This is a genomic window from Paenibacillus sp. P4_A9, from assembly GCF_056402415.1.
In genome coordinates this window covers 1-18,533 of the sequence record NZ_JBFUHL010000001.1, presented here as the reverse complement: position 1 = coordinate 18,533, position 18,533 = coordinate 1, and the positions used below count along the sequence as shown (strand labels likewise).

13 protein-coding genes, 1 riboswitch and 1 other annotated feature are annotated in these 18,533 nt (G+C 46.0%); of the genes, 8 read left to right on the top strand and 5 right to left on the bottom strand.

The genetic code is table 11. The annotated features are described in order from the left end of the window. Positions 1–277 precede the first annotated feature (277 nt). A complete protein-coding gene (locus tag AC1DVJ_RS00065; RefSeq protein WP_477587504.1) occupies positions 278–4,789 on the top strand; it encodes a rhamnogalacturonan lyase family protein in 4,512 nt (1,503 codons plus the stop codon). A gap of 50 nt (positions 4,790–4,839) precedes the next feature. Here the strand turns inward: AC1DVJ_RS00065 and AC1DVJ_RS00060 are convergent, their stop codons facing one another. Then, complete coding sequence (locus AC1DVJ_RS00060) at positions 4,840–5,685, bottom strand: AraC family transcriptional regulator (protein WP_477587503.1); 846 nt, start codon at positions 5,683–5,685, stop codon at positions 4,840–4,842. Between the two features lie 176 nt (positions 5,686–5,861). Here AC1DVJ_RS00060 and AC1DVJ_RS00055 point away from each other — a divergent pair, with 176 nt between their 5' ends. Then, positions 5,862–7,346, top strand: coding sequence for a tagaturonate epimerase family protein (locus tag AC1DVJ_RS00055; protein WP_477587502.1), 1,485 nt, complete (start codon positions 5,862–5,864; stop codon positions 7,344–7,346). Between the two features lie 63 nt (positions 7,347–7,409). Here AC1DVJ_RS00055 and AC1DVJ_RS00050 read toward each other — a convergent pair whose 3' ends face one another. Further along, a complete protein-coding gene (locus AC1DVJ_RS00050) occupies positions 7,410–7,721 on the bottom strand; it encodes a hypothetical protein (RefSeq protein WP_477587501.1) in 312 nt (103 codons plus the stop codon). Positions 7,722–7,773: 52 nt separating this feature from the next. After that, positions 7,774–8,067: a DUF3055 domain-containing protein gene (locus AC1DVJ_RS00045; protein WP_477587500.1), complete on the bottom strand. Its 294-nt coding sequence runs from the start codon at positions 8,065–8,067 to the stop codon at positions 7,774–7,776. A 204-nt stretch (positions 8,068–8,271) separates the two neighbouring features. On the opposite strand from AC1DVJ_RS00045, the gene AC1DVJ_RS00040 reads away from it, so the two are divergent. Together AC1DVJ_RS00040 and tyrS are read left to right on the top strand one after the other, a co-directional pair. Next, complete coding sequence (locus AC1DVJ_RS00040; RefSeq protein ID WP_477587499.1) at positions 8,272–9,285, top strand: HRDC domain-containing protein; 1,014 nt, start codon at positions 8,272–8,274, stop codon at positions 9,283–9,285. 66 nt (positions 9,286–9,351) lie between these two features. After that, positions 9,352–9,609: a binding site (T-box leader), on the top strand. Positions 9,610–9,666: 57 nt separating this feature from the next. Continuing rightward, positions 9,667–10,926, top strand: a complete 1,260-nt coding sequence (gene tyrS, locus AC1DVJ_RS00035; protein WP_477587498.1) for a tyrosine--tRNA ligase — start codon at positions 9,667–9,669, stop codon at positions 10,924–10,926. A gap of 78 nt (positions 10,927–11,004) precedes the next feature. On the opposite strand, the gene corA is transcribed toward tyrS, so the two are convergent. Further along, complete coding sequence (gene corA, locus AC1DVJ_RS00030) at positions 11,005–11,943, bottom strand: magnesium/cobalt transporter CorA (protein WP_477587497.1); 939 nt, start codon at positions 11,941–11,943, stop codon at positions 11,005–11,007. 304 nt (positions 11,944–12,247) lie between these two features. Beyond that, positions 12,248–12,475, bottom strand: a complete 228-nt coding sequence (locus AC1DVJ_RS00025; protein ID WP_477587496.1) for a hypothetical protein — start codon at positions 12,473–12,475, stop codon at positions 12,248–12,250. Positions 12,476–12,689: 214 nt separating this feature from the next. After that, positions 12,690–12,816, top strand: a riboswitch (SAM riboswitch). 215 nt (positions 12,817–13,031) lie between these two features. Here AC1DVJ_RS00025 and metA point away from each other — a divergent pair. From metA to mqnC, 4 genes are all read left to right on the top strand, one after another. Further along, on the top strand, positions 13,032–13,976 hold the full coding sequence (gene metA / locus AC1DVJ_RS00020) for a homoserine O-acetyltransferase MetA (protein ID WP_477587495.1): 945 nt from the start codon (positions 13,032–13,034) through the stop codon (positions 13,974–13,976). A 36-nt stretch (positions 13,977–14,012) separates the two neighbouring features. Continuing rightward, positions 14,013–15,182, top strand: coding sequence for an aminotransferase class I/II-fold pyridoxal phosphate-dependent enzyme (locus AC1DVJ_RS00015; protein ID WP_477588037.1), 1,170 nt, complete (start codon positions 14,013–14,015; stop codon positions 15,180–15,182). Continuing rightward, positions 15,179–16,354 (top strand): trans-sulfuration enzyme family protein, encoded by a 1,176-nt coding sequence (locus tag AC1DVJ_RS00010; RefSeq protein WP_477587494.1) that lies wholly within the window; start codon positions 15,179–15,181, stop codon positions 16,352–16,354. The genes AC1DVJ_RS00015 and AC1DVJ_RS00010 overlap by 4 nt, the downstream gene beginning before the upstream one ends. A gap of 228 nt (positions 16,355–16,582) precedes the next feature. Further along, positions 16,583–17,719: a cyclic dehypoxanthinyl futalosine synthase gene (gene mqnC, locus AC1DVJ_RS00005; protein ID WP_477587493.1), complete on the top strand. Its 1,137-nt coding sequence runs from the start codon at positions 16,583–16,585 to the stop codon at positions 17,717–17,719. The last annotated feature ends 814 nt before the right edge of the window (positions 17,720–18,533 follow it).

The window sequence follows — 18,533 nt, the reverse complement described above, 5'->3', positions numbered from 1 at the left end:
AAAACAGGGGACCTTACTTGGTCCCCTTCTTCGTTATAACTTACCTAAATATGCTCGTCTTTGTCGAAAAATGCGCTCTGATAATTAAACATTAGAGTCTGTTATTTAAATTCTATTTTCAAATAGAACTTCTATAATTGAACTCATCCCACTGTGAAATCATGTGGATAACAACACGTTATTAGGAGGCTATATGCTAACAATCTCTAAGAAGCTAAGAAGTGGTCAACGTTTATTGTCGAAGCTATTATCTTGTACAATTTTAGCAACTCTACTCATGTCTATGTTAGTAGGTCCTGTTCCTGCTTCTGCTGCAGATACCGCTCTTGTATCTGACGACTTTAGCAGCTATCCAGCAGGCTTACTGACGATAGGAAGCGGCAATACATGGACCAAAGAGGGAACTGCTCCTGAAATCAATATCGTGAAGGAGCAGACGGTATCGGGGTCAACTTATGCTTCCATTAGCCATGGTGTTGATGCTTCTGCCTATCTAGGACAACGATTTACCGCACAGAACGCGGGTATGATTTTCGAGTTTGATGTTAACTTGCCTACGAATAAGGGCGCAACATTGTTTTTGATGGATGGTAAAGTAAATGCGACGACTTCAGCAGCGCTGCGGTATCAGCTCGATGCAGGCTTGATCAAACGATTTAACGGCACCAGTCAGATTACTTACAATACATCGCATTGGTATCGTTTTCAAATGATATTTAATATTCCGCAAAGAACTAATACGGTGCGTATCCTCGATCTAAACGATGGGACAAGCGTTACCTGGCCGGAAACTTTTAATAATACGAATGTTTCGAAAATAAGTAGTTTTGGATTCTCCATGACCCGTAGTGGAGGGAAAATCAATCTTGCCAATGTACGAGTAACGGCGTTGGACTTGAATTTAAACAATCTCCAGTTAAGTAGCGGGGACATTGTCCCGCAATTAGTACCGAATTTTGATCCAAAAGTAGACAATTACACAATAGACGTTCCATACTCCGTCAATTCACTCTCGGTTAATCCGACTGCTAGCAACCCAAGCGGTTCAACCGTTCGAGTTGGAGGTGCGGAAGTGGTCAGCGGAGCATCAGCACCTGTCACCCTTACAGGAAACACAACCAGTATTGGCGTGACGGTCACGTCAAATGTGTATATAGATATTTCGAAGACATATACCGTTAATGTCAATAAACTAAGCAAGGCTCCGAATTTGGACTATCTGACTACGGAAGCACATGATACCAAAGTACAAATCGGTTGGGAAGAAACGATGGATACTTCCTACGAGAAAGCCAATATATACCAAGTTAACAACGATCAATCTCTTACACTGGTTGATACGGTAGCCAAAGGCAAGTATATCTCAACCCTGACAGGACTTACGAACGGTACGACCTATACGTATTTGGTGAAAGGTGTATACCAGTATGAGGGTGAGGCGCCTATTGAATCCTCGGGTGTGACGGTATCTGCAACGCCAACAGCACTACCTGCAAGGCAAATGGAAGGCCTTAACCGTGGGTTGGTAGCTATGAAAGATGGCAACAGCGTATATGTAGGATGGCGCTTGTTAGGTACTGACCCGGAAGAGATTTCATTTAATCTGTATCGTAACGGATTGAAGATTAATCAGAATCCGATTGCAGGCAGTACGAACTATGAAGATGAGCTAGGCAACGCCGATTCGACTTATTATGTAATCCCCGTGCTGAATGGCATTGAGCAGAAGCGTTCCGAAACAGCTCATGTATGGGATATGAACTACTTGAACGTACCGATCCAGAAACCAGCAGACGGCGTTACGCCTCTGGGTGACACTTACTCCTATCGTGCCAACGATGCTACAGTTGGTGATCTCGATGGGGACGGACAGTATGAAATCGTACTGAAGTGGGATCCTACGAATTCCAAGGATAATTCCGTTGCTGGCTATACAGGAAATACGTATGTGGATGCTTATGAACTTGACGGAACGTTCAAATGGAGAATCGAATTGGGCAAAAACATTCGGGCAGGGGCTCACTATTTGGATGTCATGGTTTACGATTTGGACGGCGACGGCAAGGCGGAAGTCACCTTCCGAACGGCTGATGGAACAATTGATGGCACAGGTAATGTGATAGGCGATGCAACTGCAGATCACCGTAATGCCAGCGGCTATATTTTGAGTGGTCCGGAATTTCATACAGTCTTTGAAGGTGCAACAGGTAAAATGCTCGCGACAGATGCATACGAACCAGAAAGGGGTAATGTCAACGATTGGGGCGACAACTACGGTAATCGTGTAGACCGATTTGGCGCAGCCATCGCCTATCTGGATGGAGAAAGACCGAGTATTGTTATGCAACGCGGATACTATACAAGAATGGTTTTTGTTGCTTATAACTGGAGAGATGGCGAGCTTACCAAACTATGGACGTTCGATACTAAAAATCCCGGCAGTACGTCTTACGCAGGACAAGGAAATCATCAACTGAGCATTGCTGACATCGATGGGGACGGCAAGGATGAAATTGTTACAGGTGCAGCAGCAATTAACGACGACGGCACACCTTTATGGAATTCACTTTTAGGACACGGGGATGCGATGCACTTAGGCGACCTAGATCCTGATCGGTTGGGGTTGGAGTTATTCGCTGTTCAAGAAACGACAACGGCACCCTATTCCTCAGATTTAAAGGATGCGAAGACAGGTCGAGTTCTCTGGGGGCAACCACAGCTTGGACTTGATGTAGGACGTGGTCTGACGGCTGATATTGACCCGAGATACAAAGGTGAAGAAGCATGGAACATTGGCGGTGAATGGAACAGTACAGCAGGTTCTTTATTCTCATCCAAAGGTGAAAAGATATCAACTTCGATTCCATCCTCTAACTTTGCGATCTGGTGGGATGGCGATCTGGGAAGAGAGCTGCTCGACCATAAGTGGTTAGATGAACCGCTTCGAGTGGGTATCCCCAAAATTGATAAGTGGAATTACCAAACGAACCAATTGGAAAACATCGCAATGTTCAATGGAACATACTCGAATAATGATACGAAAGGCAACCCGGCGTTGCAAGCGGACATCCTCGGTGACTGGCGCGAAGAGGTAATTGCAAGAACAGAAGACAGTACTGCGCTGCGAATTTATTCGACGACAGATCTAACGGACCAACGTATTTATACGCTCATGCACGATCCTGTTTATAGACTGGGTATTGCATGGCAAAATACGGGTTATAATCAACCGCCGCACACTAGTTTTTATCTAGGTAATGGTATGGATACGCCTCCGAAGCCGAATATTCGCGCAACAGAAGTACTGGCTTCCGGAGTTGATATTTCCAGCGCTGCTAATGAAATAACGGTTGGACAACAGCTGCAATTCAGCGCTAATGTTACGCCAGAAGCGGTCGCGAACAATTCGGTGACATGGGCTGTTTACCAAGAAGATGGTTCTACAACGGATTTAGCGACAATCAACGTGGACGGACTTTTAACGGCAGTTGCGGAAGGCAAAGTAAAGATCACAGCCATGGCTAATGATGGTTCAGGTGCTATGGGTAGTGTAGTTATTAGGATTAAGGCGGCTAGTACTGAACCAGGAGATACCGGTACCGGTAACGGATTCATTCCTCCTGTTGGATCTGAACTACCAAAAGGCTCCATCAAACATGTAGTAAATGTTGATGCAAGCGGTCATGCAATTGCAGATATTAATTCTGCGGATTTGAGCAAAGCCATCCAATCTGCTAATGGCGGAACGATCACAATCGAGCTCAGTTCTGCTGCAGGCTTTAACGCTGTCGAGGTGAAGCTGCCAGCAGAGTCATTCCATCCATCAGCGGGTCAGCAGGCTCCGAAGGTTGAGATCTCAACGGGGTTAGGTACAGTGAGTCTTGATTCCCAGTGGTTCAAAGATCATGTGAGTGATGCATCATCACAAGTGGAGCTGTCGGTTAGCAAGGTCGAAGTGTCCTCGCTTTCCACGCAAGCTCAAGAGCTTTTGAATGGTAATCCGGTGTATGAGTTCAATTTAAGCGTAGATGGCAAGAAGATATCCAATTTTAACGGCCATGTATTCGTGTCGTTAGATTATACTTTGAAACCTGGCCAAGAAGCAGGTAAGATCGTCGTATACTATTTGGATGAGAATGGATTGATTCAACCGGTTACGAATGGAGCTTACAATGCTGTGACAGGCAAAGTGGAGTTTAAGCCAGCACACTTTAGCAAATATGCAGCGGCCTACGTAGATGTTAGCTTCGATGATATTGCACATGTTGGTTGGGCGAAGGCAGGGATTGAAACGCTCGCAGCCCGAGGTGTCATTGATGGGATGGGTGGTCATGCATTTCTTCCAGACAGCCAAGTGACTCGTGCACAATATGTGAAAATGTTGATGCAAGCGTTCGAACTTGCTGATAACAAGGCGATTAGCACACTAAGTGATGTTAAAGTGGGCGAGTGGTATTATAGCTCAATCGCAGCTGCGGAGAAACTAGGTATTGTGCAAGGCAAGACAGATGGAAGTTTTGGTGTCAATGATCCGATCTCAAGAGAAGATATGGCTGTGATGGCCTATCGCGCAGCAGAGTTGCTTCAATTAAATTTGAAGGGTGCTTCTGTGGAACAGTCGTTTACCGATAAATCCAGTATTGCTGACTATGCGGTAAAAGCAGTAGAAATGATGCAACAAGGTGGTATCATCCAAGGCGTTACAGCTCATTCATTCGAACCGAAAAGTTCGGCAACTCGAGCGCAATCAGCCGTAATCATCTACCGCTTATTCCAGAAACAACTGTAAGAAAAAGGGACAGTGCCAATTCAACGGCACTGTCCCTTTTGTTCATGTATCTAAGTAACCACCGACTGTCTATAACGCAAGGGTGTCATTTTCGTCATCTGCCGAAATACTCGCCCAAACTGAACAAGAGACCCGAAACCAACCTGCTCAGCGATGACAATGACTTTCAGCCTAGTCGTTGCGAGCAGCCGCTGGGCTTCTTGCACGCGTACGAGATTCACATACTCAATCAKGGAAAATCCGGTGATTTCCTTGAACATCCGGCTTAAATAAGCGGGGCTGATTTCAAACTGCTCAGCAAGCTCTTCAAGGCGGATCGGCTCAGCATAGTGTGAGTTGATAAATCGTACGATGGTGGATATTTTCCGATGCAAGGGCGAGACGTGTTCGGGAGAAGTGACGGGATGTATGTGCACGAAACGTGCCGTGAATAATAGCAGTTCAACTAGAAAGTGTGTTATAGCAAAAGATTGACCAAGATGGGGCTCCTTCGCTTCATGAATTAATTTGCCAAGAATGTCTTCAACGAGCCTCCGAGTAGGCAGATCCAGCCTCAGTACAGGCGTAGCATGCGTGAAGGCATCTAGCAGGAAGGGCGCCTCTTCATTCGTGCTTTCTAATAAGCTGCTGCTAAAATTAATGACGACTCGCGCATGTCCTAGCTTATCTGAATCAGAAGTAGCGTGAAGCTCACGTCGATTAATGAGGACCAAATCACCCGGAAGAATAAGATACGAGCGATCGCGGATGAAATACATGCGTTCTCCTTCGTATAAATAATAGAGCTCATACATATCATGCATGTGCTGAGTTCGCTCGAAGGAGCCGGAACGATGAATATGCTGAATGTAAAAAGGGCCTTCATCTTCATTGCCGAAGGTCACGATACGGGACATAGGGGGTACTCCTTATTGGGAAATGAGTTAACTGAAGTATACCATGAATTAAGTGAAAAATATGAATAGTTTTAGCGATAAATAGGAATAGATGATGAGAAAACGCTCGTTACTTGCGCTAAAATGAAACTATAGAATCGATAGCAATCGCTTTCCAAAAATAGGAGGAATATAATATGAACGCACTTATAGAGGCAGTACGCGCAGGAAAAGTAAACGAGTTTTCATCGGAAGTAATTAAAGTGTATGCATCATCCCTAACACAAGTCGGAGATACAACACTCCTTATGGTTCGCACAACAGAGGGTAAGCGACTAATCGTTGTGGGCTCAGGAGAATTGTTCGACCAACTGCAAGGTGACGTGGTAGAGGGCGAGAAAGTTGCCCCGTTAACTCATGCAAATCGTCTAATCATCAATCAGTACTTGCCATACACAGCTCCACAAGCTTTCGGTACACAAGTAGCGACAATGGGCTTGGGCGATCGACTTGGTATTGCAAGTTCAGGCCATATCCAAACGATCCGCGGCAAAGATATTCGTCCGGTTCTTGCTCAACAAAGTATTCGTGAGCTTGCTTTGACGGGCCGTACGTATGAGGATGTGTTGGATGCGGCGGCTTACGCTGTTCTGCAAGAGGGGTACAAGGATGGCTATGGCGCTGATGGCGACCACTTGAAGAAAGAAGAGGACATCGAGTACGCGTTGCGTCTTGGTTTTACAATGCTTACGCTTGATTGCTCCGAGAATATCGACAATACGATTGAATCCATGTCTGCAGCGGACATCGCAGCGAAATACGAGCAACTGCCTGCTAGCTTGCGCAACCGCTATGAAGAGCGCTACTTGCAAACTGCAGCGAATGTACCGGGAGCTACTCTTGCGTATACAGCTGAAGCTTTGAAGAAAGATGTCTTGATCTATGATGCTGCAATTAATTTCATGGAAGCCATCTACCGCAAGTATATCGTTACACTTGATCGTGCGGTTGATTTTGAAATTTCCATTGATGAAACAGCGACGCCAACTTCTCCAGAGGCACACTATTTGGTAGCCAATGAGCTTCGTGACCGCGGTGTTACGATTTTCAGTATGGCGCCACGCTTCTGCGGCGAATTCCAAAAAGGGATCGACTACATCGGAGATATCGCGCAATTTGAGCGTGAGCTAGCTAGTCATGCGGCGATTGCTGTTCATTTTGAATACAAGCTAAGCATCCATTCCGGCAGTGACAAATTCAGTGTGTTCCCGTTGATCGGGCAATACACGAATGGTTTGTTCCATATCAAAACAGCGGGTACGAACTGGCTTGAAGCGGTACGTGTTATAGCGAAAGTAAATCCTACTCTATATCGTCGTATGCATCAATATGCGCTTGATCACTTCGTGGAGGCGACAGCTTACTACCACGTGACGACGGATATCAACGCGATCGTTCCACTTAGCGATGTAACGGATGCACAGCTGCCTGATTACATGGAAGAAAATAATGCACGTCAATTACTGCACATTACGTATGGTCTGCTTCTTCAAGCGAAAAATGCCGATGGCAGCCGTACTTTTGCAGATGAGTTTTTCCAAACGATGGCTGAGCAAGAGGATACCTTTGCTGAAGGACTTCGTCATCATATTGGCAGACACTTGGAGCTGCTGGGTAAATAATCGTCTTAACAACAAACGCCACGAACGTCCCAATTACGGGTGTTCGTGGCGTTTCTTTTGTACCTAGGACAAGCCTTCGGTAGACTCGCCTGTTGCATCATCTGCGCCAGGGTAGTCCCTTGTAATGCCTTCATGCAGCTCGCGATTTTCATAAGCGAACGGGGTGGTCGGACGTTGTTCCTCTCGCCAAGGGGTGCTTTTTCCAAGTGACTCTGACATCATGCTTGTGCCATAGGCCCCTTCTGGAAACTCCTCGGGAATCATGTCGTTTCGCTGGGACTCTACCGACTTAAGGTCCGTGTACGCAGCGAGGCGGTCTTCTGAGAGGAAGCCTAATCCCTCTACATTGTTGATGTGTTGTGACTTCTTACGCATGGATAAGCCTCCTTTTCAGGTTATGCTTTTTCCAGTGTCCCCCGTCACTCCCTTAAATATCCGTGAAATGAATCGAACCGATAATTTGAGATAAGAATTCAGTTAACTCTTGGGCTTGTTCCTCATTAATTTTGAAAACATGCTCCAGATAGCCTTCTTCGGCTAAATCATCTGGACCAATGACTGCGCTGCGTCCCGATTGCAAATCGATGACCAGCTTTTTGCCATAATAACGGGTAGTTGTCATGATTGCGAGGTCAAAACGGTGTAAAGCATTACCAACGAAACAGACAAATCGCGTTGTTGTTTCTTCCTGATGATCATATAAAAAGTCATAATCAGACATGAGGGCCCTCCATTCTCTTTCTAGTATGGGTCTATTATACCCTATAAAGGCTCGTCAATAAAACGGTTCTTGCGCCTATCTGACAAACATGGTATGATTTGGATATTAGAAAAAGGAAGCACCTTTTCTGCCTAACAGGCGGAAGAGGTGCTTTTTCGTTTTTCTGAAACTAATTTCGCGAAATGTCTGGAGGCATGGTAAGGGATGAATATTGTATTTCTAAACACGTTGGAGAAAAATTCGGGGGATCAGCAAGTGCTCTCCGCACAAGTTTCCATTGCTGAAGAACAAGGGGTTTGGAGTGTTTATTGGAGTGAGCCTGACTTGGTTGGTAAGCTTGGACAGGATGAATGGTACCAGGGCATAAGCTGGGATGAGATGCTGTATGCTTTCCGTCAGGGCTTGCGAGAGAAAATTCGAATCGGCTTCCGGCCGTTGGTACACACGGAATTAGATCTTACGCAAGGTCTAACAGGTAAGGCGAAAATGACACAAATGCTAACCTATTACTGTGAGGAAAATCCGAACGAGGAGATGTACGAGTCACTTCGCACTTGGCGCCGCGAGCAGGCTGTTCGTGAGAAGAAGGCTCCCTATATCCTCGCAACGAACCGTGTTCTGCGGATGATTTCTGTCTTTTTACCGCAGACCAAGGAAGAACTTCAACAAATTCCTGGCTTCGGTGAGCAGAAAACCGCGATGTACGCGGATCAATTGCTTGCACGGATCGGCGAGTGCACCCGTACGAACGGATTTCCGTTGGATTGGGTTGCCAACTACGTGGATATGATCAAATTCGAGGGCTGGCTCCTCGCTCAGAAGGAACAAAAGCTGCGATTTGAGCTTGATCGTGAAGTTAGTAAACGTAAGTTACTGGAAATCGTTGCTGGCGGCGGCAGCTTAGCTGATCTCCAAGTGAATCTGACGATGCCGCGGAGAGAATTGCTGTTATGGGTGGAAGATTTGGACCGTGAAGGCTATGATATGGATCCTCTTGTAGAAACAGAGCTAACTTCGATCCCAGAGGAAGAGCAGATTAAAGCATGGAATGCGTATGAATCGGAGGGGGATCGTTACCTGAAGCCAGTACTCAAGTGCCTTACGGGGACTGAGGAACTCAAAGGTAAGGAGCTAGACAGAGCCTATGAATGGCTGCGTCTGCTTCGGTTGCGCTTCCGTAGAGAGAAGGAAAGAAACTCGATCCAAGCCGCTAGCTAATTCGTATTGACAAAGGCCAGCCTGATATGATTAAATGGTCAATAATCTAATACCGTCAATGCGATGACGAACACGGGCGAAGCCCAAAGTAGGAGAAATGCCGCTGCTGCAGAGAGTCGGTGGAAGGTGCAAACCGATGCAAGCATGTTTTCCGAATTACAGTTCTGAGTTGGTGGAGGGAACGTGCTCCTGGGGCATAAGTAGCTTACACCCGGCAATTATTTGTCGTTAATTTTCTAAGTGAAAGAGCAGTTACATGCCATTGGCGTGTAATCGATCTCTTTAATTAGGGTGGTACCGCGAGACAACCTTCTCGTCCCTTTGTGGACGTTGAGGTTGTCTTTTTGTTTTTCTTTTGACCAAATTGAACGGAGGGATCGAATGGTTTCATGGGATAAGCTTACGGTAGAGCAACAGCAACGAGTAGAGCATCAACTGAGTATCCTCAAACGTGGCGCGTCGGAAATCGTGCCGGAAGAGGCACTCAAGCAGAAGATTATGAAAGCGGTCGTGACGGGGACTCCGTTAAAAGTAAAACTGGGCTTAGACCCTTCAGCACCGGATATCCATATCGGTCATACGGTCGTCCTTCACAAGCTTCGTCAATTCCAAGATTTGGGCCATGAGGTTCAGCTCATTATCGGTGATTTCACAGGTCGTATTGGCGATCCGACAGGGAAATCCGAGACGCGGAAGCAGCTTTCGGAGGAGGATGTAAAGCATAATGCGCAAACGTACCAGACGCAGCTAGCCAAAGTGTTGGATCTGAACAAAACATCGTTCTACTACAACTCTTCTTGGCTAGGAGAGCTTCGTTTCGATGATGTTCTAAGACTTGCTGGTAAAGTGACTGTCGCGCGCATGCTCGAAAGAGATGACTTTGCCAAGCGGTATGCGGCGAATCAGCCGATTCATGTACACGAATTTTTCTACCCGCTTATGCAAGGATACGACTCGGTTTCCTTAGAAAGCGATGTTGAACTTGGTGGCACCGATCAGACCTTTAATATCTTGATGGGACGCACACTCCAGGGCGCATATGAGATCAAGGAGGGGCAAGTGGCCATCCTGATGCCGTTACTTGAGGGGCTAGATGGCGTTCAGAAGATGAGCAAAAGCCTGCGCAACTACATCGGAATTGATGAGCAACCGAATGAGATGTTCGGCAAAACCATGTCCATTCCGGACACACTCATGATCAAATATTTCGAGTTAACGACAGGGTTATCGAATAAGGAAATAGAGGAGTTACGGCGAGGGCTCGAAGTGGGTACGATCCATCCAAGAGACACTAAATTGAAGCTTGCTAAGCTGTACGTCACAATGTACCATGGCGATCAGGCTGCAGAGGAGGCGGAGCAGCATTTCATTACGGTTTTTCAGAAGAGGGCTTTACCGGATGAGATTGAGGAAGTAACCCTTAGTAGCAGTCACTTAGAAGCAGGAAGCATAACCATCATCAAGCTGTTAGTCCATCTAGCACTGCAAGCTACGAACGGAGAAGCAAGACGAAGTGTGGAGCAAGGGGCTGTGAAGATCAACGAACAGAAGCAGACCGACATACATGCGCGAATCACACCACAGGATGGCGATATCCTGCAAGTCGGTAAACGTAAGTTTGTCAAAATTAAGCTATCGTAGGTTGAACGCAAAAAAAGGTGACTTCTCAGTATTGCTTAGCTGGAAGTCACCCTTTAACTCTAAATAAATCTGATCGGCTCACAGCCAATCTTTTTTACGAAATAGCACATACATGGCGATGCCAAGCACACCCATAAAGGCAAGCACAATTTCATCTCCATGATTGGTTAAATGCAAGCCAAGAATATTATCGAAATTCATTCCAAATACCCCGGTAATGAAGGTCAAGGGCATGAAGATCGTCGTCAATGCGGTGAATACACGCATGATATCATTCGCTCGGTTAGCAAGACTGGATTGATAAGCTTCTCGTAAGTTCCCCATGAGATCGCGGAGCGTATCGAACGTATCCACGATTTTGACGGCATTCTCATAAATGTCGCCGAAATACTTCTGCAGCTGATGATCGATCAGTCTCAGCTCTTTTTTACCAAGTGTCCCGATGAGATCGCGTTGAGGCACGAGCACCTTTTTCAACCATAAAATTTCTGAACGAAGACCGATAATCTCATTCAAATGCGACTTCTTCGTCGCCATGAGAATATCTTCTTCCAACTTCTCAATCTTCGCTTCAATTCGGTCACCGACGGCCACATAGTTATCGACGACAAGATCGACCAAATGATAGAGGAATCGATCGGCGCTATTCACTTCTTCTTCCCAAAGAAATGGCTTGAGCGCGCGAAGCTCATTAATTTTTTGTCGTGTTACGGTAATAATCACATGCTTGCTTAGGAATAGATTAAGTGCGCGTAGAAAAATTTCTTCATCATCGAAACGAATGCTATTAATGACTATGAAATAATGGGAATCATAAAATTCAATCTTAGGACGCTGTTCTTCCTCACTTAGACAATCTTCTACGGCCAAATCATGCAAATGGAACAGAGGCTGAAGTAATTCCAGATCCTCGATTCCCGCATCAATCCAGTAGAAGCCTTGACTTGGCGGTGTAAGCGCAGTGGTCACATCATCAACTAACGTAAAAATACCATTTTGAACCAACCGTGTTTTCATCTGCCCACCCCTTCGAATGGAATCAGCCGGTTAGTTCATCTAGAAGAGCAAGGCTCTGGATGATTGAATAACCGACTTCATTCCTACACTTTGAAATTGTTTATTCGCCTTGCAGTTACTACTCCTCGGTTCTCCGTCCAAGCGTATGCCCTCCTTTTCCGTCCGTGTCGAATACTTGTCTAGTATACCCGTTCATATAACCTCTTTCAAGCCAAATAGTTTGATGAAATAAGGGGAATTCGCGTTTAGATATCGTATGGGAAAAAGGCTAGGCCTGTGTCAAAAAAAAATAAACCGCCAAAACTTACTTGGCGGCACGCAGGATCTTATTTTTGATGTCCGTGTACATCTGAATTAACTCAGGGGCGCCACGCTTCATCAGATCAGCTTCACTATCTGCACCATATACAAGATGGAGTTGCGAGATGGCCATTTCTGCTTGCGCTGGCGTAGGTTTTACTGTTTCAATTAAGGTGAAGAATCGATGTAGGGAAGCGAACGCAGAGAAATTATCCGATGTTTGGGTTGACATGGTAGCCCTCATTTCGTTATTAGCTTGTCCTTACTTTGTTTAACCTTCAAAAGCGAAGCTTAAACAGTTCTTATTGATACGTATTGTATCATTTAATGGCGCATTCTGCTTTACATTTTTTATTTCCATAAAATCTCAATGATTCAAATGAACTGGGCCATCTTGACTTTCGTTCAATTTATAGTATGATAATGCTAATCGCATACGTTTCATTTTCTTATCAAGAGTAGGTGGAGGGACTAGCCCTATGACACCCGGCAACCGACAAACCTTTGCAAAAAGGGGAGCACGGTGCTAATTCTTGCGGAAACGCTGTTTGCAGCGAATCTGGGAGATAAGAGAAGGACATTGACTTTGACTTTCTATGGCCTTTCTCTGATTCCAGAGAAGGTCATTTTTGCTTTTTACCACAATAGAAAGTATAAGTTTTCGGTTCCTGAAAACGTCTTTCTATTTGGCGATAAAACCTACCTCTAAACTCGGTCGCTCATCATTGAATAGCCTCGATAGAGATTTTCTCACAACTAATCTAAACTAAAGAAGAGGAGTGAACAGGATGCCGATCAAGATTCCTGACAACCTGCCTGCCAAAGAAATTTTAAACCAAGAGAACATCTTCACCATGGACGAATCTGTCGCGTATCACCAGGATATACGTCCACTTCGCATTGCCCTGCTTAACTTAATGCCGACGAAAGAAACGACGGAAACTCAGCTGTTGCGCTTGATCGGGAACACGCCACTGCAAGTGGAGTTCGTGTTGTTACATCCCAAAACACACACTTCTAAAAATACGTCTCACGAACATTTAGATATGTTTTACAAAACCTTTGACGATATCAAAGATGATAAGCTGGATGGTATGATTATTACTGGCGCGCCCGTAGAACAAATGGAGTTCGAAGACGTGAATTACTGGGAGGAGCTGACACAGATCCTCGAATGGAGCAAACGGAATGTCACCTCCACTTTGCACATTTGCTGGGCTGCTCAAGCAGGCTTATACCATCATTTCGGCGTAAGAAAATATGCGCTGGATCGGAAGACGTTTGGTGTATTCCCTCATACAGTAAGTGTTCCAAACACGAAGCTATTGCGCGGTTTTGATGAAGTGTTTAATGTTCCGCAATCACGTCATACGGATATTACCCGCGAAGATATTGAGCGATGTCCGGATTTAGAAATTTTATCAGAATCCGATGAGTCTGGCGTGTATATCGTCGCAACGCGTGATGGGAAGCACATTTTCGTAACTGGACATTCCGAATATGATGCTTGCTCCTTGAAATGGGAGTATGATCGCGATGTGGCCAAAGGGCTGCCTATCGACATCCCGAACAATTATTACCCGAATAACGATCCAAGTAGACAGCCTTACAACACTTGGAGAGCACATGCGAATTTGCTGTTCTCGAACTGGCTGAACTATTATGTATATCAAGAAACACCTTTTGAACTGACAGTTAACATTAATGAAAGCTTGGCAAGCTCGCAATTGTAAAAAATCGAACCCACATCCTGAGGAGGAATTCCCTTGTTGAAAATCGAAAGTCGTCTCGCTCAAATTGGCTCTATTGAAGAACCTGTTACAGGTGCTGTTAGCTTTCCTGTGTATCAAGCAACTGCGTTTCGCCATCCTAAGCTAGGGCAAAGCACAGGCTTTGATTATGCGCGCACGAAAAGTCCAACGCGTAAAGTGCTTGAAGACGCCATTGCTCAGCTCGAATCCGGAGATGCAGGCTTTGCATGCTCATCAGGTATGGCGGCATTGCAAACGATTTTCGCCTATTTCAGCCAAGGTGATCATTTGATTGTTTCCTTGGATTTATATGGCGGTACTTACCGTCTATTAGAAAGAATCATGTCCCGTTTCGGTGTAACTGCTACGTATGTGGATACAAATGATTTGGATGCACTTGAAGGTGCTTACCAATCGAATACGAAGGGTCTCGTTATTGAAACGCCAACGAATCCGCTAATGATGATTACAGATCTGGAGCTTGTATGTACGTGGGCCCGCAAAAAGGGCATCGTATCCATCGTTGATAACACGCTGCTTACGCCATATCTGCAACGCCCGATTGAGCTTGGAGCCGATATCGTAATCCATAGCGCGACGAAATATTTGGGCGGACATAATGATGTCCTTGCTGGTCTGATTGTCACGAAGGGGAAAGAACTTTCGGAACAGATGGCCATCCTGCATAACTCCATTGGCGCTGTGCTTGGTCCACAAGATAGCTGGCTTCTAATGAGAGGGATGAAAACCCTCGCGCTTCGTATGGAGCGTCATGAACAGAATGCTACTGCAATCGCGAACTTCTTACTAGTGCACCCGCTGATTTCAGATGTATTCTACCCAGCGTTGGAGTCACATCCGGGTCATGCCATTCAAAACAAGCAATCCAGCGGAAACACAGGGATTTTCTCCTTCAAGGTAAATGATGCTCGCTTAATCGAACCGATTCTTCGTCACATCAAGCTCATTGCTTTCGCAGAAAGCTTAGGCGGGGTGGAATCCTTGATGACCTACCCAGCCGTACAAACACATGCGGACATTCCGCTTGAAATTAGACAGCAAATTGGTGTCGATGACCGCCTGCTTCGCTTCTCTGTTGGGATTGAGCATATCGATGATCTGATCGCGGATTTGTCGAATGCCCTTGCGTCCGCGCAAGCTGAGTTGGAAGGAGCTTCACAATCATGAGCCATTCTTCAGATAAAGAAGGTCGCAAGCCGCATGGCAAATTTGCCACAAGATTAATTCACTTCGGCGCTGAAATCGATGAAGCTACTGGGGCATCCAGCGTGCCATTGTACCAGGCATCTACCTTTCATCAAGCTGATTTGGAAGCGAACCAAGCGTACGACTACACACGGTCTGGTAATCCAACGCGTCAAGCGTTGGAGGATTACATAGCATTGCTAGAAGGCGGCACGCGCGGATTTGCGTTTGCCTCTGGGATGGCTGCCATCTCATCTGCGTTGATGCTTTTATCGCAGGGAGATCATGTGATCTGTACGGAAGATGTTTACGGCGGCACGTATCGATTGCTGACAACGATTATGAATCGCATGGGCGTGGAATCTACGTTCGTGGATATGACTGATATTGCTCAGGTGAGAGCAGCCCTTCGTTCGAATACAAGAGCCGTATTCATCGAGACGCCTTCGAATCCAACGCTCCGCATTACGGACATTGGTGAGGTTGCCGCTTTTGCGAAGGAGCATGATCTGCTCACGATGCTGGACAATACATTCATGACGCCATATCATCAGCGTCCGATTGAGCTAGGCATCGATATCGTGCTGCACAGCGCGACGAAATTCCTTGGCGGGCACAGTGATGTGCTTGCTGGACTAGCTGTTGTAGCGAACGACAGCCTTGGCCGTCGGATGAAGCAAATTCAAAATGGCATGGGGAACGTGCTCGGCATTCAAGATTCATGGTTGCTCATTCGCGGCATGAAAACATTGCAAGCACGGATGGAAATGTCTGAGAAGGGCGCTCGGCGATTAGCACAATGGCTGACCGAGCAGCCGGATATTGATGTGGTTTATTATCCTGGATTGCCTAACCACCCAGGTAGAGAAATACACGAGAAGCAATCCTTGGGGTACGGAGCTGTTGTCTCATTTGACGTAGGTTCAGGCGAGAAAGCGAAGAAATTGCTAAGCAAAGTGAAGATTCCACTCGTAGCCGTGAGCTTGGGTGCTGTCGAAAGTATTCTATCGTATCCGGCGATGATGTCACATGCCTCGATGCCGAAGGAAGTTCGCTTATTGCGCGGTATTACGGATGGACTCGTAAGATACTCGGTGGGTCTTGAAGATATCGAAGATATTATTGAAGATTTGGAACAAGCCTTGCGGGATTAAGTACTTCGTTATTCAGAAATTATCCATAAAATATATGCATGTATATGTTTTCACACAAAAGTCAGCTATATTTCTAGATAAACGCTCCCGTCCTAAGAGGACGGAGAGCCGTTTATTCCGTTTACAATGGGATAACACTTGGAAAAAGCAGCGATTTGCTGCTTTTTTGGCATGAGTATGGTACGATTAATGGATACGAGCCTTCAGAAAGTAAAGGAGTGAGTTGCTATGAAACCGATCGATCGCATTTTAAATAAAGCACAAGCAGGCGGACGAATTGATGTAGAAGATTGTATTACACTGTTCGAATCCGATCAAATAGAGAAAATTGGCGACACCGCCAATCAGATTATGAAGAAGTGGCACCCAGATCCGATTACGACCTTCGTGATTGGACGAAATATCAATTATACGAACATCTGTGATGTGTATTGCAGATTCTGTGCGTTCTACCGTCCACCGGGTTCAGCGGAAGGCTATGTACTGCCTGATGAAACGATTTTCCAAAAGATTCAAGAGACCTTGGATGTTGATGGTACCGAGATTCTTATGCAAGGTGGTACGAATCCGAATCTTCCATTCAGCTACTATACGAACATTTTGCGTGAAATTAAGAAGCGTTTCGACATCACGATGCACTCTTTCTCACCCGCTGAAATTATGAAAATGAAAGACGTCTCTGACGGCTTATCGTTAGAAGAAGTCGTTCGTCAATTGCATGAAGCAGGGCTAGATTCCTTGCCAGGCGGCGGGGCTGAAATTCTCGATGACCGCACGCGTCGCAAGATTTCCAAGTTGAAAGGCTCTTGGCGCGATTGGATGGACGTCATGCAGACGGCTCATCGAATCGGCATGCATACGACTGGCACGATGGTTATTGGCTTCGGGGAATCAATGGAAGAGCGTGCGCTTCATATGCTGCGAATCCGTGATGCGCAGGACGATGTGTTGTTGCAAAAGCTGAACACACCGGGCTTCCTGGCATTCATTCCGTGGACGTTCCAACCTGACAACACGAATATGAAGGCAGAGAAAGTTACGCCTGAGGAATATTTGAAAACACTGGCGATCAGCCGCATTATGCTGGATAACGTACCGAACTTCCAATCCTCCTGGGTCACAATGGGACCTGAGGTTGGGAAGCAGACGCTTAGCTACGGTTGTAACGACTTCGGCAGCACGATGATCGAAGAGAACGTCGTATCCGCGGCGGGGACAACGCACAAAGTCAACGTGTCCTCGACGCTTGATATCATTCGTCAAGCAGGCAAAATCCCTGCACAGCGGAATACGAAGTATCAGATTCTACGTGTGTTTGACGATGTGAATGTGAAGATTGATCGTGATTTTGTGATGCAGAACTAGGGATTATTTCGAAGAAGCAGCCGCGGCTGCTTCTTTTTTTCGCCTTAGCAGCGTAAATTTAATCATATCTTCAGGTAACCGTCGGTCAATAAGAGTACAATGAGGGAACACCACAAATTTGAGATTGAAGATCGGAGTGATTTTTGTGAAACTGTTTAAAAGTTTTATGCAAGGATTCCTTTATGCTTTTGTCTCCATCGGTGCCCTCCCGTTTTTACTCGTGAAGACTTTGCTTGAGCTGTAACAAACCATTATTACTTTCATGAGGAGCAGCTGTGTGCTGCTCCTTTTTTGCATGCGCAATAAGCTTGGAAAACGAGCTTACACGCTCTACTCAGCACCAATAAGCTCGGAAAACGAGCTTAATCGCTCTACTCCGCACCAATAAGCTCGGAAAACGAGCCTAATCGGATTGCTTCGCGCCAATAGGCTCGGAAAACGAGCCTAATCGGATTGCTTCGCGCCAATAGGCTCGGAAATCGGGCCTATTCGTTCTGCTTCGCGCCAATAGGCTCGGAAATCGAGCCTAATCGTTCTGCTCCGCACCAATAGGCTCGGAAAACGAGCCTAATCGGATTGCTTCGCGCCAATAGGCTCGGAAAACAAGCCTAATCGGATTGCTTCGCGCCAATAGGCTCGGAAATGAGCCTAATCGGATTGCTTCGCGCCAATAGGCTCGGAAAACGAGCCTAATCGGATTGCTTCGCGCCAATAGGCTCGGAAAACGAGCCTAATCGGATTGCTTCGCGCCAATAGGCTCGGAAAACGAGCCTAATCGGATTGCTTCGCGCCAATAGGCTCGGAAGGCTCGGAA

What these genes read in the sequence shown, in the direction of transcription:
- AC1DVJ_RS00065 (WP_477587504.1), top strand. Translation starts at nt 278, where the DNA reads ATGTCTATGTTAGTAGGTCCTGTTCCTGCTTCTGCTGCAGATACCGCT.
- AC1DVJ_RS00055 (WP_477587502.1), top strand. Translation starts at nt 5,862, where the DNA reads ATGAACGCACTTATAGAGGCAGTACGCGCAGGAAAAGTAAACGAGTTT.
- AC1DVJ_RS00050 (WP_477587501.1), bottom strand. Translation starts at nt 7,721, where the DNA reads ATGCGTAAGAAGTCACAACACATCAACAATGTAGAGGGATTAGGCTTC.
- AC1DVJ_RS00045 (WP_477587500.1), bottom strand. Translation starts at nt 8,067, where the DNA reads ATGTCTGATTATGACTTTTTATATGATCATCAGGAAGAAACAACAACG.
- AC1DVJ_RS00040 (WP_477587499.1), top strand. Translation starts at nt 8,272, where the DNA reads ATGAATATTGTATTTCTAAACACGTTGGAGAAAAATTCGGGGGATCAG.
- tyrS (WP_477587498.1), top strand. Translation starts at nt 9,667, where the DNA reads ATGGTTTCATGGGATAAGCTTACGGTAGAGCAACAGCAACGAGTAGAG.
- corA (WP_477587497.1), bottom strand. Translation starts at nt 11,943, where the DNA reads ATGAAAACACGGTTGGTTCAAAATGGTATTTTTACGTTAGTTGATGAT.
- AC1DVJ_RS00025 (WP_477587496.1), bottom strand. Translation starts at nt 12,475, where the DNA reads ATGTCAACCCAAACATCGGATAATTTCTCTGCGTTCGCTTCCCTACAT.
- metA (WP_477587495.1), top strand. Translation starts at nt 13,032, where the DNA reads ATGCCGATCAAGATTCCTGACAACCTGCCTGCCAAAGAAATTTTAAAC.
- AC1DVJ_RS00010 (WP_477587494.1), top strand. Translation starts at nt 15,179, where the DNA reads ATGAGCCATTCTTCAGATAAAGAAGGTCGCAAGCCGCATGGCAAATTT.
- mqnC (WP_477587493.1), top strand. Translation starts at nt 16,583, where the DNA reads ATGAAACCGATCGATCGCATTTTAAATAAAGCACAAGCAGGCGGACGA.